The following is a 22586-nucleotide window of genomic DNA, read 5'->3' on the forward strand; positions in this document are numbered from 1 at the left end:
GGGGGAGGAACCGCCAGAGAGGCGTCGGTGGGGGTGGGGGGGGTGGCTTGTGGAATCGGGGGGGGGTTGTCTGGGGGTGGCGGGAAGGGGGGGGGGGCGGGGTCCCCCCCCGGTGGGGGGGGGCGGGCCCCCCGGCCCGTGGGGTGTGGCTGCGCCCGGGGCGGGGCGGCTCTAGCCGACCGGGAAGAAGGCCCGGGCGTCGAGGTTGCCGTTGCCCTGCAGGGCGCCGATGTTGCCGCCGTTGCCGGTCGCGGCGAGGCCGTTGTTCTGGTTGCTCGCGCCCGAGCCGGTGGCCGTCTGCTGGGTGACGACCACGTTGCCGTGGACGTTGCCGATGACGTTGGCGGAGCCGGTGTTGCTCACGACGCTGCTGTTGGAGTGGTCGAGGGCGCCGGCGCCGTTGTCGGCGTGGGCGCTGGCGGCGCCGAAGCCGACGAGGAGGAACGCCCCGAGGGCGGTGACGGCGGCGGCTGCGCGGATACGGGACACGGTGGTCTCCCTGAGCTGGGGGTGCGAAATGTGGCGCGATCCGGAGTGGCCGCTCCGTGGCGCCGTTGCCTGACGTCGCACGTTCAGCATTCACCAACAGCGCGGACGAACTCCACCAAACGGGTGGCAATTCCCCCGATGGTGTCATGGTGACGCCGTATCCGGAGATTGCCCGATGGTCGCGACGAAGGCATCTCAACCCATCAAAACTGCTGGTGGAGAGGGAAGTTGATGCACAAGCGGCGGAGTCGGACAACCCTGTGCAGTCAACACAGAGTTGACTGAGTTTTCTCAGAGAGAAAGAAATGGTGGCCGGATAGTCGCACTGGCACACTGGGGACCCATGTCTGAAGGTGCCCCGCCCGAGCCCGCCCCCGCCGAGGATCTGCGTACGACCGAGGTCGATCTCGGCGGACTGGTGAACGTCCTCGCCACCCACCTCTACTCCACCCCGTTGGTCGCTCTGCGCGAACTCGTCCAGAACGCCCACGACTCGCACACCCGCCGACTCCTGGAGGACCCGGACGGCGACCACCGCCCGCTGATCCGGGTGCGCGGCGACGCCACCCGGCGGACCGTCTCCATCGAGGACACCGGCGCCGGCCTCACCGAGCCGGAGATCCACTCCTACCTCGCCACCGTCGGCACCGGCTACACCCGGATGCTGCGCGACCTCACCGGCAACCAGGAGCTGATCGGCGCCTTCGGCCTCGGCTTCCTCTCCGCCTTCTCGGTGGCCGACGAGGTCGCCGTCACCACCACCTCGCACCGCGAACCGCACCTCGGCCACCGCTACCGCAGCCGGGGCGGCGAGCAGTACCAGGTCGACCCGGTGGCCGCCCGGCCCCGCCCCGGCACGGTCGTCGAGCTGACCCTCAAGGCCGAACACGCCCACCTCGCCGACGAGGACGCGCTGCGCGACGTGCTCGGCCGGTACTGCGTGCTGCTGCCGATCCCGGTCTACGTCGGCGACGACGAGCAGCCCGTCAACAACGTCGAGGTGCCCTGGCGCCACAGCGTGCCGGGTGACCAGCACGCCGCCCGGATGCGCTTCGCCACCGCCTTCGGCCGCCGCTTCGAGCCGCTCACGGCCTTCCCCGTCCACCCGGCCGAGAGCGGCACCGAGAGCGGCACCGGGGGAGGCACCGGGGGAGGGGCCGGGGGAGGGGCCGAGGGAGGCACCGACGCGATCGGCCTGCTCTGGGTCCAGGACGGTGGCACCTACGGCAGCAGCGACAACCGCGACCTCGCCGTCTACCTGCGCGGCATGCTGCTCGCCGAGGACGCCCGCGACCTGCTGCCCAGCTGGGCCGGGTTCATCGGCGGCGTGGTCGAGTCCAGCCGGCTCACCCCCACCGCCAGCCGCGAGGACCTCCAGCGCGACGACCACTACCGCGCGCTCCAGCGCGCCCTCACCGACGCCATCGTCGACGGCCTGTACGAGACCGCCCGGCTGCGGCCCGCCGCCTGGCGCCGCATCCTCACCCGGCACGGCCAGGACCTGCTCGGCGCCGCGCTCTGCGACGAGCGGCTGTTCACCCTGCTCGCCGACGACGTCCCCGTCCCCACCTCCCAGGGCGACCTCACCGCCGGCGCGCTGCGGGCCGCGGGCGGGGGCGCGGTGCACGTCGCGCTCGGCAGCGGCGGCGGCTTCGAGGAGATGCTGTACCGGGCGATGCGGGTGCCGATCGCCCGCGGCGACCGTTACGCCGTCCTGCCCTTCCTGCGTCGCTACGCCCAGCTGCGCGGCTGCCGCCTGGTCGAGCTGGGCAGCGAGCACGGCGACCGCGAGCTGTTCCGCGACCCGGAGCGGCCGCTGCCGGCCGGCGAGGCGGCCTGGCTGGCCGGTGCCCTCGCCGACGAGGGCGAGCAGCTCGTCCCGGCCCGGTTCGACCCGCCCGGCCTGCCGCTGGTCCTGGTGCCGGACCGCGAGGCCGAGCTGAAGGCCCGGATCGAGGACGACCAGGCCGACGCCCGGATCCCGTCCGCGGCGCTGCGGCTGGCCCGGGCGTTCACCGCCCGCACCGACGGCGAGGTCAGGGCCCGCCTCTACCTCAACCTGTCCTGCCCGGCCGTGCTGGACCTGCTCGCCGCCTACCGTGCCGGGCACACCGGCAGTGCCACGGCGGCCGGGCTGCTCCGCTCGCTCAAGGTGATCATGGCCGCCGCCTCGGCGGGCTCGACCGGCGCGTCCGGCGGCGACCTCACCGCCGCGCTGTCCGGCGTCGGCACCGCGGTCTCGGCGCTGACCGCCGCCGTCCCGGCCGGCCTGTCGGCCGTCCCGGACACCCTCGACGCCCTCCCGGACGAGGCGTGACGGACGAGGCGTGACGGACGGATTGTCAGTGGTCCGCGGTAGACATCACATCAGCACCACGCAGGGGGACACCACATGAGTACCGACATCTGGGCCTGGGTCCACGACGCCCACCGCCAGCTGGCCGAGGCCGGCCACCGGCGGCTGGCCGACGCCATCTACGAGCTGCCCGGCCACGCCAACGAGGGCCGCAACGACCAGGTGGACGCCGTCTACCCGGAGGCGCTGGCCGCCTCCCGGGCGCTCGGCCTGCCCTGGGTCGAGGTCTACCTGCGGCACTGGCGGATGCAGAACCTGCTGAACAAGCGCCACCAGGGCGAGCAGGCCCTGCCCGAGGCGGTCGACCTGCTGGAGTTCGCCCACCGCGAGGAGACGGCGGGCTGCCCGCAGTCCGTCTGCGTGGTGCAGGACTTCGCGATCTGCCACGCCCGGGTCGACGGCCCCGGCTACGTGCCGGAGCGGCTGGCGGTGCTCGGCGAGACGCTGGAGCGGATCGAGCCCGGCCGCGCCTGCTTCGACTGCCTCTCCCGCGAGTACTCCGACGCGCTGGAGGACGATGGCCGCCACACCGAGGCGCTCGCCCACCTGGACACCGCCGCCACCCGGATCCAGGCGGCCGGCGAGCGGCTCTCGCTGCACTTCCACCACGCCCGGGCCGGCACCCTGCACCGGCTCGGCCGGCACCAGGAGGTGCTCGCGCTGCTCGACACCGCCGAGCAGGCCGAGCGCTCCCGCGGCCACGAGATCGACGAGAGCGACCGGCTCTGGGGCGGCCTGCTGCGGGCCCGCGCGCTGGCCTCGCTCGGCCGGACGGAGGAGGCGCCGGCGCTGCTGCCCGACCGGGAGGCCGCCGAGCGCCACGCCGACCTGCGGGACGGCTGGACGCACACGGTCGAGCTGCTGGTCGCGGCCGGCGCCTGGGAGAACGACGCCGAACTGGGCGCCGCCGTGGCCGGCTGGGTCGGCTACCTGGACGGCACCGGCTCGCACCGCCCGTGCGTGGACCTGCTGCTGGCGGCGGGTCGGCTCGCCCTCGCCCGCGGCGCCCGGACGGTGGCGCTGACCCTCGCCTCGACCGGGGAGCGCAAGCTCGCCCAGCTGCGCCGCACCGACGGCGTGGCCGCGGAGGTCGCCGCGCTGCGGGCGGCCGCCGAGGCGCTGCCGGAGCCCGGGCTGCCCGTCCCGCCCGGCGAGCTGACGGCGCACCTGGCCGAGGTCGGAGTGCCCTACGAGACCGGCGCCGACCTGCTCTCCGTCGCCCTGGACCGGTACCGGGGTGAGCAGGCCGGCGCCACCGAACTGGCCGTCAACCTGGCCGCGGTGCTCGGCGGCCTCGGCCACGCCCGGGCCGCCGCCGACCTGCTCTGGCACTGGCTCGACACCGCCCCGGCCGACGAGGTGCTGATCGGCATGCTCGGCTCCGCCCTGATCGACGCGGGGGACGGCGAGGGTGTCCGCCGCCTCGCCGACCGGCTGGCCGACGACAGCCCGGAGGACGGGCACTGGATACGCGCCCGCTGGGCCGCCGCCGAGGGCCGCTGGGCCGAGGTGCTGGAGCAGTGCGAGGCGATCCTCGCCCTGGACGCCGGCCGGATCAACACCCGCCGGCTGGCCGCCGGCGCCGCCACCGAGCTGGGCGACCACGCCACCGCGCAGCGGCTGTACCAGGAGCTCCTGGAGCACGCGCTGCCTGCCGAGGCCGCCCCGGAGGAGGAGCGCCACCGCACCGTCCAGGAGCCCGACCTCTGGCACCTGATCACGGCGGCCACCGCCAACCGGGACTGGGCCGCGGTCCGTTCCGCGGGCGCGCTGCTCGGCATCGAGTTCGACGAGCCCGAGGGGCCGGTGGACGAGGAGTGGCAGCTGGTCACCGTCCGGGCCACCCGCACCAACGGCGCCACCGCCGACCTGCCCGCCGTCCGCACCGGTCCGGCCACCGCCCGGATCCTGCCGGTGCTCGGCGAGGACCTGACGCTCAACCACGGCGACGTGGTGGTCTTCGCCCCGGCGCTGCTGGAGCCGCCGCCGGCCGAGGACGCCCCCGAGGAGGAGCGGCGCGGCTGGCACCCGGTGTTCGAACTGCTCACCCTGCTCGACCCGGCGGGGTACACCACCTACTGGATCGACGGCGGCTGGCCCGGCGACGAGCCGTGGGCGGCGCTGCGCGAGAGCCTCCAGCAGGCCGGCTTCGCGGTCTGGGCGTACAGCGGGGAGCAGTACCGCATCACCGACCCGGCCGACGAGGACGGCACGCTGCCCGGCGTCTACGCCGCCCTCGGGGTGCCGCCGACGGCCTCCGCCGCCGAGGCCGACGCGCTGCTGCACCGGCTCACCGGCGACTGGCCGCACCCGCTCGCCTGGCTCGACCTGGCCAAGGCGGCGGGCGCGGACGCCGCCCGGCACGAGGAGATCGTCGAGCGCTACGGCCTCTGACCCGTTCCCGCTCCAGCCCGGTCCGGCTCTGACCCGCTCCGGGCACGCGCGCCGCGGGGGCGGGGCGCGCGTGCCCGGAGCGGGAACCATCCCGGGATCTGTCGAGTCTTGGTAAATGCTTTACCATTTCATTGCCAAGACTCGACCCCCAGGAGTGTCCGCCCGTGACCAGCCTCGCCCTCGGCCCGTCCTGGCTCGATCCGACCAACCTGATCTCCGCCTTCAACCTGTTCGGTGTCCTGGCCATCGTCTTCGCCGAGTCCGGCCTGCTGATCGGCTTCTTCCTGCCGGGGGACTCGCTGCTGTTCACCACCGGCCTGCTGGTGGCCGACGGCACCTACCTGCACCAGCCGCTCTGGCTGGTCTGCGCGCTGATCGTGGCCGCCGCGGTGGCGGGGGACCAGGTCGGCTACCTGTTCGGCCGCAAGGTCGGGCCGAGCCTGTTCCGCCGCGCCGACTCCCGGCTCTTCAAGCAGGAGAACGTGGAGAAGGCCGCCGCCTTCTTCGACCGGCACGGGCCCAAGGCGATCGTGCTGGCCCGCTTCGTGCCGATCGTGCGCACCTTCACCCCGATCGTCGCCGGGGTGAGCAGGATGAACTACCGCACCTTCGTGGTCTTCAACCTCGTCGGCGGCGTGCTGTGGGGCGCCGGCGTCACCGTGCTCGGCTACTTCCTGGGCCAGATCCCGTTCGTCCGGGAGAACATCGAGGCGATCCTGGTCGGCATCGTGCTGGTCTCGGTGGTCCCGGTGGCGGTCGAACTGCTGCGGGCCCGCCGTTCCGGCGCGGCGTCCGCCGACCGCCACCGCGCCGGGTAGGAGTCCGCGGCCCCCGTCGGGGTACGCCGCGTACATGTGCGTCCGGCAGTTCGATCAGGCAAGGTGTAACCCGAGATCGAACGGTGGCCGACGGCCGCCAGGGGTGGCAAGGAGCGGAAGTGCCTAAGCGGGGCCGACCGGGCGCAGGCAAGCGGGCGAGGGGAGGCCGGGCGGTCCGTCAGACCCGGCGGACGCCGCCGGTACGGCCGGTGGACCCCGCCGAGGCGCCGCCCACCGAGGGCCTGCTGGGCCATCCGGCCCCGACCGTCGAGCCCGCCACCGTCGTCCCCTTCGTCCCGCCGATCACGGAGACCAGGGGCCTGCTGTCCCCGGAGCCGGAGCGGGAGCCGCCCGCCGAGTCCGGGCCGCCCCCCGGGTCCGGGCCGCACCCTGCGCTCGGGCCGCACCCCGCGCCCGGACAGGCACCCGGCCCGGAGGACGCGCGCCCCGCCCGCCGCCGATCGGTCGCCGAGGACACCCTCACCCCCGAGGAGTGGCGGGCCGCCGGCTACACCCCGCCGATGGGCATCCCGGTCCCGGAGCTGACCGCCGGCGCCCCCGGCGAGGCGCCCTGGCCGGACCGGATGCGCACCCTGCTGCGCATGCCGATGTCCGAGCGCCCCGCCTTCGAGCGGACCGCCCGCGAGCTGCACCCCTCCGCGGGCGCGACCCGCAACGTCCCCCGCATCCTCGACCTGACGCTGCGCATCGGCGAGCTGCTGCTCGCCAGCGGCGAGGCCGCCGAGGACGTCGAGGCGGCGATGCTCGGCATCGCGCACGCCTACCGGCTGGACCGCTGCGAGCCGCAGGTGACCTTCACCCTGATCGGCATCTCGCACCAGCCCTCGCTGGTCGAGCCGCCGATCACCGCCGACCGGGTGGTGCGCCGCCGCACCTCCGACTACACCCGGCTGAACGCGGTCTACGAGCTGGTCGCGGACATCACCGCGGAGAAGGTCACGGTCAACGACGCCTACCGCCGGCTCGCCCTGATCCGCCGCAACCGGCACCCGTACCCGGGCTGGATGCTCGCGCTGACCACCGGTCTGCTGGCCGGCGCGGCCACCTTCCTGGTCGGCGGGCGGATCGACGACAAGGCCTGGCTGGTCTTCGCCAGCGCCTTCGTCGCGGCCGTCCTCGGCGACCGGCTGGCCTCCACGCTGGCCCGGCGCCGGCTGCCGGAGTTCTACCAGTTCGTGGCGGCCGCGATGCCGGCCGCCGCCTCCGGGATCATCCTGTCCTTCAACGACTGGGGCCTGCGCGGCTCGGTGGTGATCACTGGTGGCCTGTTCGCGCTGCTGCCCGGCCGGGCGCTGGTCGCCGCCGTCCAGGACGGCCTGACCGGCTTCTACATCACCGCCGCGGCCCGCCTGCTGGAGGTGATCTACCTGGTCGCGGGCATCGTGATCGGCGTGATGCTGATCCTCTACCTGGGGGTCGGCTTCGAGGCGAAGCTGCGGCCGGACGAGAGCCTGGCGGGCGTCACCTACCCGCCGGTCCAGATGATCGCCGCGATGCTGCTGACCCTGGCCTTCGCCACGCTGCTGCAGACCGACCGCCGCTCGCTCGCGCTGGTCACCCTGAACAGCGGCATCGGCTGGGCCAGCTACGGCGTGCTGGCGTACAACGCGGGCATCTCCCCGATCGTGGCGACGGGGGTGGCGGCCGGCCTGGTCGGCCTGTTCGGCCAGCTGATGGCGCGCTACCGCAACGGCTCCGCGCTGCCGTACGTGACGGCCGCGATCGGCCCGCTGATGCCCGGTTCGGCGCTCTACCTGGGGATGCTGTCCTTCGCCCAGGGCCACGCCAGTGCGGGCCTGGTGTCCGTCTCCCGGGCGGCGGCGATCGCGATGGCACTGGCGATCGGGGTGAACCTGGGCGGTGAGATCGCCCGGATGTTCATGAAGCTGCCGGTCGGCGGCGAGCGCCCGTCGCTGTACCCGGTCGTGCCGCGCCGGGCGGCCAAACGCACCCGCGGGTTCTGACCGCACGTTGGACCGGTGTTGGGTTCCGGGCCATGTCACGGCAGGCCGCACGCAGGACCAGGAACGAAGGTAAGACGCATGACCACACTGCTGGACGGCTATCGCGAGCACATCGTCGCCGCGCACAAGCAGCCGTTGTTCCTGCTGCTGGTCGGCTTCATCACCTCCTTCGTGTTCATCCGGTTCAGCGTCCGGATGATCCGCGCCGAGGTGCGGTGGTGGTTCGGCAACGTCACCCCCGGCGGCCTGCACATCCATCACATGGTGTTCGGCCTGGGCTTCCTGCTGGTCGGCGGCGTCGGGGTGTTCGCCACGTACGGCGGGCACCCGTGGATCGACTGGTTCGGGCTGGTCTTCGGCATCGGCTGCGGCCTGGTGCTGGACGAGTTCGCGCTGATCCTGCACCTGGACGACGTGTACTGGAGCGAGCAGGGCCGCAAGTCGGTGGACGCGGTGATCTTCGGGATCCTGTTCACCGCCCTGCTGCTGGTCGGGTACGTGCCGCTCGGCGTGGTGCCCAGCCAGGAGACCAGGTGGGGCCTGATCACGGTGATCTCGGTGAACGCCCTGGCCTCGGTGATCACCCTGATCAAGGGCAAGATGTGGACCGGCCTGCTCGGCATCATGGTCCCCGGCCTGTCCTGGATCGGGGCGATCCGGCTGGCCCGCCCGAGCAGCCCGTGGGCCCGCTGGCGGTACGCCACGCGCCCGCGCCGCCGGGCGCGTGCGCTCCGGCGCGAGCGCCTGCTGCACCGGCGTGCGGACCGGGCCCGCACCTGGCTTTTCGACCTGATCGCCGGCGCCCCCGACAAGGTGCCCGCGAACCATCCCGCCGCCCATCGGGTGGCCGAGCGGATGTCCGCCCGGGCCACCGCCCACCTCGACGCGCACGCCGCCCGGGCCCTGGCCCGGCGTCAGGCGCGGCTTGCGGACCGCCGCTCGGCGGCCGCCGCCGGGGCCGCCCCGGCGGCGGTGGGCGGGGCGTACGGCGCGGGCGACAGCGGTGGGGGCCCGTCCCTCGGGGCGCAGCAGCGCCGTCGCGCGATCCGGGCGGGGCGCAACCGGACGTACGCGGTTCGTCCGACCGGGGTGGAGCACCGGTCCGGGCGACACCCCCACCTGCGTCCGCACACCCGCCGGATCCATCGGTAGTTCGTATACCTGGTGCGCCTGACTGAAGGTGACCAGCGGTCAGATCATCTGATGGTCACCCGCTCGGCGGAGCGCGTTCGAGGTGTGAAAAGCGCTGGAGTTGAGAACATGATCGACGAGTGACCGTTCTGTCATGTGATGGGATGATTCGTCGGACCTGCTCCGCCCGGCCGCCCCGCCCGAGCGCCGCGGACCGTCCGCCGCCGTCCCCTCCGGACCCGTGAGAAGGGGATGTCTCGTGGCGCGCAGGCTCCTGCCGACCCTCCTGTTGTCCCTCACCGCCCTGCTCGGGCTGCTCCCCGCAGCCCAGGCCGCCCCGGCGGACCCCGAACCGGCCGCCGGCCCCGCCCGGACGGAGGACCCGTACCCGACCACCGGGGAGATCGACCGGGCCCGCTCCGAGGCCGACCGCACCGCCGCCTCCGTCACCGCCATCGAAGCCGGCCTCGCCGCCGCCCGGACCGAACTCGACCAGGCCGGCCGCAGCGCCGAACAGGCCGTCGAGGCCTACAACGGCGCCCAGCTCGCCCTCGTCCGGGCCCGCGCCGACGAGACCACCGCCGCCCGGCGCGCCACCGCCGCCGAGGCCGACCGCACCGCGGCCGCCGAGGACGCCGCCCAGCTCGCCGCCGAAACGTACCGCCAGGGCGCGGGCGCCGCCCTCTCCGCCCTCAACGCCCTGCTCGGCGCCCACGGCCCGCGCGAAGCCGGCGACCGCGCCGCCGTGATCGGCGTCGCCAGCGAGCGCACCCGGCAGATCCTCGACGCCGCCACCTCCACCGCCGCCGCCGCGACCCGCGCCTCCGCCGCCGCCCGCGCCGCCACCGAGACCGCCGAGAAGGCCGCCGCCGAGGTCGGCGCCGCCAAGGCCAGGGCCGAGGCCCGGCTCGCGGCCCAGCAGGAGGCGGTCGTCGCCGCCGACCGCCGCCGCGAACAACTGCTCACCGACCTGGCCGCCGCCCGGCACACCACCGTCGACCTGGAACGCCGGCGCAGCGAGGCCCTGGAGGCGATCGCCGCCCGCGAGGCCGCGGCCGCCGCCCGCGCCGCCGCCGAGAAGGCCGCCGCCGAAGCGGCCGCCGCGGCCGAGGCCGCCGCCAGGGCCACCCCGGCCGCACCCCCCGCCGCCGACCGCCCGTGGTCCGCCGAGGGCGCCGCCGCCGCCATCGCCTTCGCCCGCTCCAAGATCGGCCTGCCCTACATCTGGGGCGGCGAGGGCCCGGCCGGCTACGACTGCTCCGGGCTCACCATGATGGCCTGGCGCGAGGGCGGCAAACAGCTCAACCACTTCGCCGCCGACCAGTACGCCGAGAGCACCCCGGTCAGCTACCGCCAGCTGCGCCCCGGCGACCTCGTGTTCTGGACGGACACCGGCCGGGCCGTCGACATCCACCACGTCGGCCTCTACATCGGCGACGACCAGATGATCGAGGCCCCCCGCGTCGGCATGCCGGTCAAACAGGCCAGCCTCTGGATCATGGGCACCCCCGACTTCTACGCCCGCCCGTAGCGCCCCGGCTGTCGGCGGCGGGCGCTAGCGTGGCCGCGTCGATCACTCGGGAGGAGACGCGATGAGGCTGCGGGACGTCGAGGCGGGGGACGTCGGGGCGTACGTCCGGATGCGGTGCGACGCGGTGATGATGGCCGAGCTGGGCGGGCCGCTGCCGGAGGAGCGGGTGCGGGAGCGGCTGCGCAAGGACGTCGTGGAGGTCGCCGAGGACCGTTCGTGGATCAAGGTGATCGTCCCGGACGGCGCCGGGCCGGAGGTGGTGGCCGGCTCCGTCACGCTCTGGTCGCACGAGGAGGACGGCGCCGCCGTGGCCGAGATCGGCTGGATGGTGCTGCCCGAGTTCCAGGGGCGCGGCCTCGCCAAGGCGGCCGTCCGGGAGCTGCTGGACGCGGCCGCCCGGGACGGCCGGTGGGGCCCGGTGCACGCCTTCCCGGCGACGGCCAACGGCCCGTCCAACGGGATCTGCCGGGCGCTCGGCTTCCGGCTGCTCGGCGAGCTGGACGTCGACTTCGCCAACCGCGTCCTGCACTGCAACCACTGGGTGGTGGTGCCGGGGGAGCACCGCGCATCGGGCACGGAATAAATGGGATGCCGCCCGAAAGCGACGCCCGTACGGTGGCCCGATGGGCAACACAACCGATGACGGGGCCGTCGACATCGTGAACGGCCTCCAGATCCGCGCGATCGCCGAGAGCGAGGTGGCCGCGTGGGACCGGGCGCTCGCTCTGGGCTTCCTGCGCTCGCACGCGGAGAGCACGGCCGACTTCCGCCGCCGGCAGTGGGAGCCGGGCCGGATGCTGGCCGGCTTCGACGGTGACCGCTGCATCGCCACCTTCCGCAGCTTCGACGTCGAGCTGACCGTCCCGGGCGGGGCCACCGTCCGGGCCGACGCCGTCACCGCCGTGACGGTCAGCGCCACCCACCGCCGCCGCGGCCTGCTCGGAACGTTGATGCGCCGCGACCTCGCGGCCGCCGCCGAGCGGGGTTCGGCGGTCGCCATCCTGATCGCCGCCGAGTACAACATCTACGGCCGCTACGGCTTCGGCCCGGCCACCCGCGGCCACGGCTGGAACATCGACCTGCACCGCACCCGCGGCCTGCGCGACGGCCTGCCCACCGTGCCCGGCGGGCGGATCGACTTCGTGACCATGGAGCAGGCCCGCGAGCTGGGCCCCGACCTGCACGAGCGCTGGCGGCGCACCCAGCCGGGCGCGATCGTCCGCGACGAGCTGTGGTGGAAGCGGAACACCGGCGAACTCCAGTTGCCGGGCCACGAGTTCAAGGAGCCGTTCGTGGCCGTCCACCGGGACGCCGACGGCACGGTCACCGGCCTGGTGGCCTACCGGGTCGACGACGCCTGGGACGGCAGCTACCCGAACTGCACCCTGACCGTGGCCGACTTCCTCGCCCTCGACCGGGCGACCGCCGCCGAGCTGTGGCGCTTCGTCCTCTCCGTCGACTGGGTGCGCAAGGTCGTCGCGGAGAACATCGGCCCGGACGACCCGCTGCCGCTGCTGCTCCAGGAGCCGCGCGCCGCCACCCCGTACGTGGACAACGCCGACTTCACCTGGCTGCGGGTGCTGGACGTGGCGGCCGCGTTCGACGCCCGGACGTACGGCGCGCCCGGCCGGGTGGTCCTGGAGGTCGAGGACCGGCTCGGCTACGCCTCCGGCCGCTGGGCGATCGAGGTCGCCGCGGACGGCACCGGCCGCTGCACCCGGACCACGGACGACGCCGACCTCGCCCTGGACGCCTCCGAGCTGGCTTCGCTCTACCTGGGCGGCGAGACGGCGCCCCGGCTGCTCGCGGCCGGCCTGCTCACCGAACTGCGCCCCGGCGCGGCGGTCGCCGCCGACCTGCTGCTGCGCACGCCGCTGCAACCCTGGAACCCGGACGGGTTCTGAGCGGCGCCGTCACGCCGAGGGCCGGACCGCACCGCTGCGGTCCGGCCCCCGACGCGTCCGAGCTGCCCTCGGGCGGGCTACTTGACGGCGGTTTTCCCGATGGTCGGCAGGATGAAGTCCTGGATGAGGCCCTTGGCATCGCGGACGATCGGGCGGAATACCCGATAACGCGAGAGGTTGATCACCCGGGCCGCCATGGGGGTGGACCGGCGGACGAATTCCCGTGTCCGCTCGGTGTCCTCGGTCCGGTCGAAAACCCAGTAGAGCACCACGACCATCAGGTGCAGCCAGAGCACGTCGGGCAGCAACTCTCCCAGCTCGGCATCCAGCTTGGGCGCCAGCTCAGATCCCTGCAACACGTCGCGGAACAGTTCCACGGCGGTCGCTCGCGCCGGGTGGGACTCGTTGGAGAACGGACTCAGCGAGCTGGTCGGGTCGGCAGCGGTGCGGAAGAACTGGGCGGCGAACTCGTGGTACGGCGCGGCCGTGTCGAGCCAGGAGGTCAGCGCGATTTCCAGGCGCTCGGCAAAGTTCCGCGTATTGGCCATGCGATTCCTGGCCTCCGCCGCATGGTCGTACGTCATTCGGTCATAGAATCCCTGAATTAGGAATTCCTTCGCCGAAAAATAGTAGTAAGCATTGCCGACCGAGACGCCCGCCTCGGTGGCGATCGCGCGCATGGTGGTCTTCTCGTAGCCGCGCTCCTGGAAGAGCCGCATCGCGGTCTCCAGGATCAGCGCCCGGGTCTGCTCGCTCTTGTCGGTCTTCGGCTGCGCCCGACCGCCGGGCATGGGCCCGCTGTCGGTGCCGGGCCCGCTGTCGGCACCGGGTGCGGCCGCGGGGTCGGTCGCGGTGTCGGCTGCAGGGTCGGTCGGGGTGTCGGCCGGGGTCGCGGCCGCACCGCTCGTGCCGTCCGTTCGGTTCGTCGCTGCCAGGTCGTCCACGGGCACGAGCCTAACCGGAGACGAAGCTCCAACCCGTGTCGGTGGACGCGGCACCGGGCGTCCCCTCCGTGCTCGGTGCCACATCCACCACCCCCGCCATTTCGAACGCGTTCAAAATGATGTGAGCACTGTAGAGGTTTCGCTTGAACATGTTCAACTCCAATCTGTGGGAGGCTCGTCACATGATCAGTCCCGTGCAGACCACCATCCGGCGCGGCGGAGCTCAGGACGCCGCGGCCGTCGCCGACCTGCACGCCCGCAGCTGGAGCACCGCCTACCGCGGGATCGTCCCCGCGGACGCACTCGGCGACGGACTGCCCGTCCAGCGGCGCGAGCTGTGGGAGCTGCGGCTGACCGTCGACTACGGCGATCCGGCCGCCGAGCCGGAACTGCTGATCGCCGACCAGGCCGGGGAGACGGTCGGGTTCATCTACCTCGTCCCGCAGCCGGACGGCCGGGTACTGGTCGACAACCTGCACGTCCGCCCCGGCCGGACCGGCGGCGGCATCGGCCGCGCACTGTTCGCCGCAGCCCGCGCCCACGTCGTCGAGCGGCACCCCGGGGCCGAGCTGTACCTGGAGGTGCTGCGCGACAACATCCGCGCGATCGGCTTCTACGAGCGCGAGGGCGGTGTACGGACGCGGGTGCAGGAGGGCGTGTTCCCGGGCGGGTACGTGCTGCCCGAGTGCGTGTACAGCTGGCCCGCCGAGAGCCTCGCGGCGCAGGCGGTGCCAGCACAGGCGGTGCCGGCTCAGCCGACGTCGTAGACCGTCACCGGCACCCCCCGCTCCACCAGCCGCGCGGACACCAGCGGTTCGACCCGCTCCCAGCGCCCACCGGCCAGGCCGCAGCCGATCCGCGGCATGTGGACGGAGGCGCCGAGCTCCCGCGCGTGGTCGCCCAGCGCGGCCAGCGCGGTGTCGATCGCCTCGTACCGGACCGGCACCCCGGTGGAACGCCCCGTCCGGATGCCGCGCTGGCCGACCAGGTTGGCCACCCAGACGTACGGCTCGACCTGCACCAACTGCAGGGCGCCGAGCCCGAAGTCGTTCCCCGCCCGCTCCCGGTGCCAGCGCCGGAACGCGGCCTCGGGCTCGGGCCAGCGTCTGGACAGCGCGAGCACGAAGCCCTTGCCCCAGCCGCCGAGGTCGTTGCAGACGTGCGCGATCACCTTCACGCCCTTGCCCTGCGGCGCGGTGGCATCGCCTCGGACATAGGTGATTTCCGCCATGCCCCGAACGCTAGACCGAGCCACTGACAACCCGCGCGGCACTTTCCGCCGGGGCCCCGGCGGCGTGCAGGTGCCGCCGCCCGGCCAGGGCGATCAGCAGCGCGAGCGCGGCGGCGCAGGCCGGCAGGGCGTAGCCGGTGCCGGGGGCGGCGTGCTCGGCGACCGCGCCGGCGAGCGCCGCGCCGCCCGAGATGCCGACCACGATGCCGGACACCGCGATTGCCATCCCCTCGTTGAACTGCCGCCCCGGCAGCAGTTCCTGGACCAGCGTCATCCCGGTCACCATGGTCGGCGCGGTGGCCGTGCCGGCCGCGAACAGCGCGACCCCGAGCAGGCCGAGTCCGGCCCCGCCGAGTCCGGCTGCGAGCGGCAGCAGCAGCCCCCCGGCCATCGCCGCGGCCCCGGACAGGAAGCGCACTCCGGGTGACCGACGCGGCGTCAGCAGCCCGAACACCAGCCCGGCCAGGCAGGATCCGCCCGCGACCAGGGCCAGCAGCGCGCCCGCCGCCGCCTTGTGCCCGAGCGCGTCGGCGTACGCCACGGTGGTGATCTCGGTCGAGCCGAAGACGACGCCGGTGGCGAGGAAGGCGAGCAGCAGCACCCGCAGCCCGGGCACCCGCAGCGGCGAGCCGTGGCGGTCGCCCTCCGCGCGGGCGGGCAACGGTGGTTCGGTGCGCCGCTGGGCCGCGAACAGCAGGGCGCCGGTGGTGCCGAGCGCCCCGGCGGCGAGCAGCCCGGCCTCCGGGGCGACCGCCGTGCAGAGCGTCATCGCGAGGACGGGCCCGGCCATGAAGCAGAGCTCGTCCAGGGCCTGTTCGAGGGAGTTGGCCAGGTGCCGGGCGGCCGGGTCGGCCCGGTACAGGTGTGCCCAGCGGGCCCGGGCCATGCCGCCGAGGTTGGGCGCGGCCGCGCAGGCCGCCCAGCAGGCGTAGAGCGTCCAGTCGGGTGCGCCGAGCCGGAGGCAGAGCAGCAGGGCGGCGAGCGGGGCGGCGTTGTAGAGCGCGGCCGGTACGGTCACCCGCGCCTGCCCGTACCGGTCCACCAGCCGCCCGAGCAGCGGCATCCCGATCGCGCCGGTGATCAGCCCGACGGCCGAGACGGTGCCGGCCAGCGCGTACGAGCCGCGCCGTTCGGCGAGCAGCACGACCAGCGAGACGCCGTTCATCGACAGCGCGAGCCGGCCGAGCAGCCCGGCGAGGGTGAAGGCGGCGGCGCCGGGGGCCGCGAACAGCCGCCGGTAGGAGGTGAGGAGGGCGCGCGAGGGCATCGGGCTCCTGGGGAGAGTGAGGGGGACGCCCATCAGCCTCCCGTCGGTGCCGGGCGGCGGTCCAACACCTGTTCCGCCACATTCACAGCAGGTTGTTGTTAATCTGCCGCCCATGCCCCGTGACCTGCACCCCCGTCTGCTCCGCGGCTTCGTCGCGGCCGCCGAGAGCCTGCACTTCGGCCGGGCCGCCGGGCGGCTGCACGTCGCCCAGCAGGCGCTCAGCCGGGACATCCGGACCTTGGAAGGGCTGCTCGGCGACGCGCTGTTCACCCGCACCACCCGCAGCGTCGAACTCACCCCGGCCGGGCTGCGGTTGCTGCCCCGGGCGCGCCGGCTCCTCGCCCTGCACGACGAGATCCTGGCGGGCGCCGCGGCCCGGCCGCTGCTGGTGGACCTCAACAGCGACGTCACCGGCCCGGACCTCACCGCCGACCGGGTGCTCGAACGCGCCCGCGCCGCCTGGCCGGAGGGCGAACTGCTGGCCCGCTTCCACGGCGGCCTCGCCGCGGCCGCCGCCGAACTGCTGGCCCACCGGCTGGACGTGTCCTTCGGCCGGTTCGCCGGACTGCCCGCCCCGCTGCGCGGCCAACTCACCCAGCGGCCGGTTCGGTTGGATCAGATCTCGGTAATGATGGCGGACACCCACCCGCTGGCCGGCCGTCCGGTGCTGCGCGTCGCCGAGCTGACCGGGCACCCCGTCGACGTCTGCGCCGGCAACCCGGCCACCACCGAGTGGGCCGACCTCGGTGTCCGCCTGCTGCGCGAGCACGGCCTGACGCCGGCCGCGCCGTACGTGCCGCCGGTGGGTTTGGACGAGACGGCCCGTTACCTGGCCCGGCACGGCGATCCGATGCTGACCACCGTCGGCGGGCCGTGGATTCCGGGGGCGGTGACCGTGCCGCTGGTGGAGCCGATGCCGCTGAGCCTGGTCAGCCTCGTGCACCGGCCCGGTGAGCGCCACCCGGGGCTGGCTGCACTGGGCGCCGCGGCCGCCGGGCTCGGTGCGGCCGAGGGCTGGCTGCGGCGGCCGGCGGGCAGCTGGCTGCCGACGGCGGACGCGGCGCTGCTCGGGTGACCGGGCCAAGTGCCGCGGCTGGGTGAGGGCCGGGTGACGGGGGCCGCCGGGACGCGATGCCGCCCCTGCCGTCGGGGGTCGGCAGGGGCAGCGGGCGGGCGGACCGGTCCGCGCGGCGGGTCCGGTGGCCCGGGTGGCAGTCGTGGACGGCCGGGTCAGGCCGCCTTGACGGCGGAGATGTCGAAGCTGAGCTTGACCTTCTCGCTGATCAGCACGCCGCCGGTCTCCAGGGCCGCGTTGTAGGTCAGGCCGAACTCGGTGCGGTCGAGGACGGTGCTGCCCTCGAAGCCGACCCGCTCGACGCCGTAGGCGTCGGTGGCGCTGCCGGTGTACTCCAGGTCCAGGACCACCGGGCGGGTGGTGTCCTTGATGGTCAGCTCGCCGCTCATCCGGTACGTGTCGCCGCGCAGCCGCTCGGCCGAGGTGCTGCGGAAGCGGATCTCCGGGTAGGTGTCGGCGGCGAAGAAGTCGCCGGTGCGCAGGTGCTCGTCGCGCTGGGCCTGGTTGGTGTCGATGCTGGCGACCTTGATCACCAGGTCGGCGGAGGAGTTGCCAGGGGTGCTGCCGTCCAGGTGCAGCTTGCCGTCGTACTCGGTGAAGCGGCCCTTGACGTTCGTCACCATGGCGTGGCGCACCGAGAAGGCGACCTCGCTGTGCGTGGTGTCGATGGTCCAGTCGCCGGTCAGGTGGGCGAGGTCCGGGCCGGCCGGGGTCTCGGCGACGGCGACGGCGGTGGGGGTGGCGGTCTTGGTGCGGTTGAACAGGCCCATGGCTCCTCCTCGGGTCCGAAGCCATTTGTTTAGGCTTCAACTTGTTGGTTTCAGCGTAGGCCGCTTTCGTTCAAATTTCAACCACAGTCGTCGGCGTTTCGCGAAAGACTTGGCGGAGCGGCACTGTCGGACCGCCCGGTTAGGCTGCGAAGGACGGTTCCGCCGACCGGAAGGCCTCCCGCATGTTCGTCCTGCACGCGCTCTGGCGGGCGGACGGACGGCTGGCCCTGTGGGCCGAGGACGCCCGCGCCCACCCGGGCACCGCCGAGCCCCGCCCCGACCGGGCGGCCCCGCGCGCCCACCCCTACGCCTGCCCGGCCGGCGAACTCGCCGCCGTCCTCGGCGGCATCGGGCCCGGCCTCGGCTGGCTCGCCGGCCAGGCCCCCGAGCGCTGGGCCACCCTGCTGCTGCCCACCACCGGCGCCCTGCCCGCGCCCTCGCCCGACCTGCCGGTCACCCCGGTCCGGGGCGCGGCCGTCCTGGCGCCCTGGCGCGTCCCCGCGCTGCTCTTCGACACCGGGGCGGCCGCCCAACTGCTCGGCGAGGTCTTCGACCCGCACTGGGCCGTCACCAGCACCGATCTGCCCGGCACCGGGCGCGTCGAGGTCGTCCAGGGCCCCTCGCTGCGCTGGCTGACCGGCGTGCACGACCTCGCCTGGCGAACGGTCGGCCGGGGCCGGGTGCTGCCGCTGCCCGTCCTGGCGGACGGCCGCCCGCAGGCCCGCTGGCGGCCCGACCCCACCCCGGCGGGTCGCCGGGAGGCCGCCGCACTGGCGGAGGGCTGCCCGCCCGTCCTGCTGGGGGAGTGGCCGGCGGCCGGCGCCGGCACCGGCGAGGCCCTGCTGGACGCCGCGCTGGGCGCACTGGTGGACGCCGAGGCCCGGGCCGCCCTGGTCGGCACGCCCCCGCTGGGCCCGGGCGACACCCGGACCGGCGGTGCCCGAACCGGCGACGCCCGAACCGGTGGCGCTCCAGCCGACGCCACGACGGCCGCCGCGGTGGGGACCGCTGCCACGACGGCCGCCGCGGTGGGGGCCGCCGCCGAACGCTGGCTGCACGCCCTGACCACCCCGGACGGCGGCCTCACGGACGTCCGGTCCGAGGGCTTCGCCGAACTGCGCCGCCGACTCGCCGCCTGGTACGCCGCCGCCGAGCCCACCGCGCCCGCGCTCCGGCTCTGCTTCCGCCTGCTGGAGCCGCTCGGGCCCGACCCGGACGACCCCGAGGGCCGGCCCTCCGACGACGCCTGGCAGCTGGAGTTCCTGCTCCAGGCCGTCGACGAGCCCTCCCTGCTGGTCCGCGCCGCCGACCTGCACGAAGGCGGCGCCGCCCACGCCGCGCTGGCCCGCAAGGCGCCGGACCCGGCCGACGTCCTGGTCACCGAGCTGGCCCGCGCCGCCCACCGCTGGCCGGCCCTGGACGGCCTGCGGCACCGCTCCCGCCCGGCCGCCCTGCCGCTCGACCGGGCCGGCGCGCTGGACTTCCTGCGCACCGCCGCGCCCGCCCTCGCCGAGGGCGGCTTCGGCGTGCTGCTGCCCGCCTGGTGGCGCCGCCGGCCCAGGCTCGGGCTCGCCCTGCGGGCCACCACCCCGCCCGCGCCGGGCACGCTCGCCGTCGCCTCCCAGGTGGACCGGGACGCCGTGGTCGCCTTCCGCTGGCAGGCCGCGCTCGGCCCGGAGGGGGCGCCGCTCACCGAGCAGGAACTGGCCGAACTCGCCGCCGCCAAGCAGGGGTTGGTCCGGGTCCGCGGCACCTGGCTGGAGGCCGACCCGGAGCAGATCGCCGCCGCGCTCGCCTTCCTCGCCGACCGGCGCGACGGCGTGCTGGCCACCGCCGACCTGCTGCGGCTGGCCCTCGACCCGGAGGTGACCGTCGCCGGGCTGCCCGTCACCGCCGTCCGCGCGGATGGCCCGCTCGGCGACCTTTTGGCCGGGCGCGCCGCCCCGGCCCCCGCCCCCGTGCTGCCGCCCGACTTCCGGGCCACCCTGCGCCCCTACCAGGAGCGCGGCCTGGCCTGGCTGCGGGCGATGGCCGGGCTCGGCCTCGGGGCCGTGCTGGCCGACGACATGGGCCTCGGCAAGACCGTCCAGACCCTCGCCCTGCTGGCCACCGAGCAGGCCGAGGGGGCGGTCGGCCCCACCCTGTTGGTCTGCCCGATGTCCCTGGTCGGCAACTGGCAGCGCGAGGCCGAGCGCTTCGCCCCCGCCCTGCGGCGCCACGTCCACCACGGCTCCGGCCGCCTCGGCGCCGACCAACTCGCCGACGCCGTACGGGGCGTGGACCTCGTCATCACCACCTACGGGCTGGTCCAGCGCGACCTCGCCGCGCTGCGGGCGATCCGCTGGCGCCGGGTGGTCGCCGACGAGGCGCAGTACGTCAAGAACGCCGGTACCGCCCAGTCCCGGGCCGTCCGCGCACTACCCGTCACCCGCCACCGGATCGCCCTGACCGGCACCCCGGTGGAGAACCGGCTCGCCGAACTGCACGCCGTCCTGGACTTCGCCAACCCCGGGCTGCTCGGCCCGGCCGAGCGTTTCAAGGAGCGCTACGCGATCCCGGTCGAACTGCACCGCAGCCCCGAGCGAACCGCCGAACTCCAGCGCCGTACCGCCCCGTTCGTGCTGCGCCGGCTCAAGTCCGACCCGGCGGTGGCCGCCGAGCTGCCGGCCAAGCAGGAGATGACCGTATGGTGCAGCCTCACCGCCGAGCAGGCGGGCCTCTACCAGGCCGTGGTGGCCGACCTGCTGCAGCGGGTCGAGGGGATCCGGGGCGTGGAGCGGCGCGGCACCGTGCTGGCCGCGATCGGCAAGCTCAAGCAGGTGTGCAACCACCCGGCCCAACTGCTGCACGACGGCTCGGCGTTGGGCGAGCGCTCGGGCAAGGTGGCCCGGCTGGCGGAGCTGCTGGAGGAGGCGCTGGCCGAGGGCGACCGGACGCTGGTCTTCACCCAGTACGCCGAGTTCGGCACGATGCTGCGCCCGTACCTGGCCCGCCGGCTCGGCGAGGAGGTGCTCTACCTGCACGGCGGCGTCCCCCGGGCCCGCCGTGAGGAGATGGTCGAGCGCTTCCAGTCCCCGGACGGGCCAAGGGTGTTCCTGCTCTCGCTGCGGGCCGGCGGCACCGGCCTCAACCTGACTGCCGCCAACCAGGTGATCCACCTGGACCGCTGGTGGAACCCGGCGGTCGAGGAGCAGGCCACGGACCGCGCGTTCCGGATCGGCCAGCGCCGGGACGTCCAGGTCCGCCGACTGGTCTGCGTCGGCACCGTCGAGGAGCGGATCGACGAACTCCTCGCCGCCAAGCGCTCGTTGGCCGCAGCAGTGGTGGGGGAGGGGGAGCGCTGGCTCACCGACCTGCCGGTCGAGGCGCTGCGTGAACTGGTCGCGCTCACCCGTGAGGACGCCGTCGCCGAGGAGGACGCATGACACCCGACCACCCCGCCCCCGTCCCACCGGGAAACGCCCCGGCCGGGGACGCCCAACCCGGTAACGCCCAACCCGGTAACGCCCAACCCGTGAACGCCCAACCCGTGAACGCCCCCGCCGCGAACGCCCCCGCCGTGAACGTCGCCGCCTACTGGGGCGGCGGCTTCACCCTGCGCCCGGCCCCGCCCGGGCCCGAGGAGGAGCCCGACGAGCCCTCGCTGCGCCGCCTCGGCCGCTCCGGCGTCACCGTGCGCGGCCGCGACCTCGCTACCCTGCTCGCCCCCGCGTACGAGGCGTTCCGCGGCTGACGAGGCCTCGGCCCGCCGCCGCCCGTGCGGTAGCGTCGGAGCGGTGACCGACACCCTCGCCGACCCCGCCCTCGACGACTTCGAGCGGCACCGCCGGATGATCTTCGGTATCGCCTACCGGATGCTCGGCAGCGTCGCCGACGCCGAGGACCTGGTCCAGGACACCTGGCTGCGCTGGAGCGGGGTCACCGGCCCGGTCGCCAACCCGGGCGGCTACCTGGCCCGGACGGTCACCAACCTCGCGCTCAACCGGCTCGACTCGGCCGCCGTCCGCCGCGAGGCCTACGTCGGCCCCTGGCTGCCCGAGCCGCTGGTCGCCGAGCCGGACGCGACCGCCGACGTCGAGCGCGCCGAGACGGTCTCGTTCGCCCTGCTGGTGGTGCTGGAGAGCCTGTCCCCGCTGGAGCGGGCCGTCTTCGTCCTCAAGGAGGCCTTCGGCTTCTCCTACCGGGAGATCGCCGAGGCGCTGGAGCGCACCGAGGCCGCCTGCCGGCAGGTCGGCAGCCGGGCCAAGGCGCACGTCCGGGCCCGCCGGCCGCGCTACGACGCCCCGCCGGAGCTGCGCCGCCGCGCCACCGACGAGTTCCTCGCGGCCTGCGTCGGCGGCGACCTCAACCGGATGCTGGACCTGCTCGCCCCCGACGTCACCTCCTGGACCGACGGCGGCGGCGTGGTCCGCGCCGCGCTGCGCCCGGTCACCGGCGCCGACAACGTCGCCCGCTTCCTGCTCGGGGTGCTCGGCCAGCTGGGCGAGGGCGCCGAGCTCCGGCCGGTCCTGGTCAACGGCCAGCCCGGGCTGCTGGTCACCCAGGACGGCGCGATCGACGCCGTCTCGGTGTTCGACTTCGTCGAGGGGCCCGACGGCCGGCCCCGGATCGCCGAGCTGCGCATCGTCCGCAACCCGTCGAAGCTCGCCCACCTCGCCGGCCGGGCTTGACCCTCGACCTGGTCGAGCCCG

Annotated in this window: 18 protein-coding genes; 13 read left to right on the forward strand and 5 right to left on the reverse strand. The window is 74.8% G+C overall.

Annotated elements, in window-relative coordinates:
- Positions 1–171: 171 nt before the first annotated feature.
- A complete protein-coding gene (locus tag ACFVX9_RS08710) occupies positions 172–489 on the reverse strand; it encodes a hypothetical protein (protein ID WP_063348764.1) in 318 nt (105 codons plus the stop codon).
- A 343-nt stretch (positions 490–832) separates the two neighbouring features.
- Between ACFVX9_RS08710 and ACFVX9_RS08715 the strand changes: the two genes are divergently transcribed.
- The 8 genes from ACFVX9_RS08715 to ACFVX9_RS08750 all read left to right on the forward strand — a co-directional run bounded on the left by ACFVX9_RS08715 (position 833) and on the right by ACFVX9_RS08750 (position 12608).
- Positions 833–2806, forward strand: a complete 1974-nt coding sequence (locus ACFVX9_RS08715; protein WP_387981054.1) for an ATP-binding protein — start codon at positions 833–835, stop codon at positions 2804–2806.
- Between the two features lie 75 nt (positions 2807–2881).
- A complete protein-coding gene (locus ACFVX9_RS08720; RefSeq protein ID WP_387981056.1) occupies positions 2882–5239 on the forward strand; it encodes a hypothetical protein in 2358 nt (785 codons plus the stop codon).
- A 164-nt stretch (positions 5240–5403) separates the two neighbouring features.
- Entirely contained in the window at positions 5404–6057 is a 654-nt protein-coding gene (locus tag ACFVX9_RS08725) for a DedA family protein (protein WP_380380603.1), read from the forward strand.
- Between the two features lie 209 nt (positions 6058–6266).
- Complete coding sequence (locus ACFVX9_RS08730) at positions 6267–8042, forward strand: threonine/serine exporter ThrE family protein (protein WP_380427613.1); 1776 nt, start codon at positions 6267–6269, stop codon at positions 8040–8042.
- 78 nt (positions 8043–8120) lie between these two features.
- A complete protein-coding gene (locus tag ACFVX9_RS08735) occupies positions 8121–9194 on the forward strand; it encodes a hypothetical protein (RefSeq protein ID WP_063348769.1) in 1074 nt (357 codons plus the stop codon).
- A gap of 238 nt (positions 9195–9432) precedes the next feature.
- Complete coding sequence (locus tag ACFVX9_RS08740) at positions 9433–10704, forward strand: C40 family peptidase (protein ID WP_387981059.1); 1272 nt, start codon at positions 9433–9435, stop codon at positions 10702–10704.
- 61 nt (positions 10705–10765) lie between these two features.
- On the forward strand, positions 10766–11287 hold the full coding sequence (locus tag ACFVX9_RS08745) for a GNAT family N-acetyltransferase (protein WP_380378067.1): 522 nt from the start codon (positions 10766–10768) through the stop codon (positions 11285–11287).
- Between the two features lie 40 nt (positions 11288–11327).
- A complete protein-coding gene (locus ACFVX9_RS08750) occupies positions 11328–12608 on the forward strand; it encodes a GNAT family N-acetyltransferase (protein WP_387981062.1) in 1281 nt (426 codons plus the stop codon).
- 77 nt (positions 12609–12685) lie between these two features.
- On the opposite strand, the gene ACFVX9_RS08755 is transcribed toward ACFVX9_RS08750, so the two are convergent.
- Positions 12686–13552 (reverse strand): TetR family transcriptional regulator, encoded by an 867-nt coding sequence (locus tag ACFVX9_RS08755; protein WP_387981064.1) that lies wholly within the window; start codon positions 13550–13552, stop codon positions 12686–12688.
- Between the two features lie 194 nt (positions 13553–13746).
- On the opposite strand from ACFVX9_RS08755, the gene ACFVX9_RS08760 reads away from it, so the two are divergent.
- Complete coding sequence (locus ACFVX9_RS08760; RefSeq protein WP_387981067.1) at positions 13747–14319, forward strand: GNAT family N-acetyltransferase; 573 nt, start codon at positions 13747–13749, stop codon at positions 14317–14319.
- Here ACFVX9_RS08760 and ACFVX9_RS08765 read toward each other — a convergent pair.
- Positions 14304–14783 (reverse strand): macro domain-containing protein, encoded by a 480-nt coding sequence (locus ACFVX9_RS08765; RefSeq protein WP_380561025.1) that lies wholly within the window; start codon positions 14781–14783, stop codon positions 14304–14306. The two genes, ACFVX9_RS08760 and ACFVX9_RS08765, sit on opposite strands and share 16 nt — an antisense overlap.
- A 10-nt stretch (positions 14784–14793) precedes the next feature.
- On the reverse strand, positions 14794–16050 hold the full coding sequence (locus ACFVX9_RS08770) for an MFS transporter (RefSeq protein ID WP_387981070.1): 1257 nt from the start codon (positions 16048–16050) through the stop codon (positions 14794–14796).
- Positions 16051–16162: 112 nt separating this feature from the next.
- Between ACFVX9_RS08770 and ACFVX9_RS08775 the strand changes: the two genes are divergently transcribed.
- A complete protein-coding gene (locus ACFVX9_RS08775; RefSeq protein WP_387981072.1) occupies positions 16163–17125 on the forward strand; it encodes a LysR family transcriptional regulator in 963 nt (320 codons plus the stop codon).
- Positions 17126–17280: 155 nt separating this feature from the next.
- Here the strand turns inward: ACFVX9_RS08775 and ACFVX9_RS08780 are convergent, their stop codons facing one another.
- Positions 17281–17895 carry a YceI family protein gene (locus tag ACFVX9_RS08780; protein ID WP_387981074.1) on the reverse strand — a complete coding sequence of 205 codons (615 nt, stop codon included), beginning with the start codon at positions 17893–17895 and terminating at the stop codon, positions 17281–17283.
- Positions 17896–18077: 182 nt separating this feature from the next.
- Here ACFVX9_RS08780 and ACFVX9_RS08785 point away from each other — a divergent pair, with 182 nt between their 5' ends.
- The 3 genes from ACFVX9_RS08785 to ACFVX9_RS08795 all read left to right on the forward strand — a co-directional run bounded on the left by ACFVX9_RS08785 (position 18078) and on the right by ACFVX9_RS08795 (position 22565).
- Positions 18078–21320 carry an SNF2-related protein gene (locus ACFVX9_RS08785; protein WP_387981076.1) on the forward strand — a complete coding sequence of 1081 codons (3243 nt, stop codon included), beginning with the start codon at positions 18078–18080 and terminating at the stop codon, positions 21318–21320.
- Positions 21321–21409: 89 nt separating this feature from the next.
- Complete coding sequence (locus tag ACFVX9_RS08790; protein WP_387981078.1) at positions 21410–21628, forward strand: hypothetical protein; 219 nt, start codon at positions 21410–21412, stop codon at positions 21626–21628.
- A gap of 43 nt (positions 21629–21671) precedes the next feature.
- Positions 21672–22565, forward strand: a complete 894-nt coding sequence (locus ACFVX9_RS08795; protein WP_380341316.1) for an RNA polymerase sigma-70 factor — start codon at positions 21672–21674, stop codon at positions 22563–22565.
- Positions 22566–22586 lie beyond the last annotated feature (21 nt).

This window comes from Kitasatospora sp. NPDC058243 (genome assembly GCF_042882025.1).
In the GTDB taxonomy this organism is placed as follows: Bacteria; Actinomycetota; Actinomycetes; order Streptomycetales; family Streptomycetaceae; genus Kitasatospora.

Excerpts from the sequence above, each read along its gene's own strand:
- ACFVX9_RS08715 (WP_387981054.1), top strand. The coding sequence starts at position 833 with ATGTCTGAAGGTGCCCCGCCCGAGCCCGCCCCCGCCGAGGATCTGCGT.
- ACFVX9_RS08720 (WP_387981056.1), top strand. The coding sequence starts at position 2,882 with ATGAGTACCGACATCTGGGCCTGGGTCCACGACGCCCACCGCCAGCTG.
- ACFVX9_RS08735 (WP_063348769.1), top strand. The coding sequence starts at position 8,121 with ATGACCACACTGCTGGACGGCTATCGCGAGCACATCGTCGCCGCGCAC.
- ACFVX9_RS08745 (WP_380378067.1), top strand. The coding sequence starts at position 10,766 with ATGAGGCTGCGGGACGTCGAGGCGGGGGACGTCGGGGCGTACGTCCGG.
- ACFVX9_RS08750 (WP_387981062.1), top strand. The coding sequence starts at position 11,328 with ATGGGCAACACAACCGATGACGGGGCCGTCGACATCGTGAACGGCCTC.
- ACFVX9_RS08765 (WP_380561025.1), bottom strand. The coding sequence starts at position 14,783 with ATGGCGGAAATCACCTATGTCCGAGGCGATGCCACCGCGCCGCAGGGC.
- ACFVX9_RS08770 (WP_387981070.1), bottom strand. The coding sequence starts at position 16,050 with ATGCCCTCGCGCGCCCTCCTCACCTCCTACCGGCGGCTGTTCGCGGCC.
- ACFVX9_RS08775 (WP_387981072.1), top strand. The coding sequence starts at position 16,163 with ATGCCCCGTGACCTGCACCCCCGTCTGCTCCGCGGCTTCGTCGCGGCC.
- ACFVX9_RS08780 (WP_387981074.1), bottom strand. The coding sequence starts at position 17,895 with ATGGGCCTGTTCAACCGCACCAAGACCGCCACCCCCACCGCCGTCGCC.
- ACFVX9_RS08785 (WP_387981076.1), top strand. The coding sequence starts at position 18,078 with ATGTTCGTCCTGCACGCGCTCTGGCGGGCGGACGGACGGCTGGCCCTG.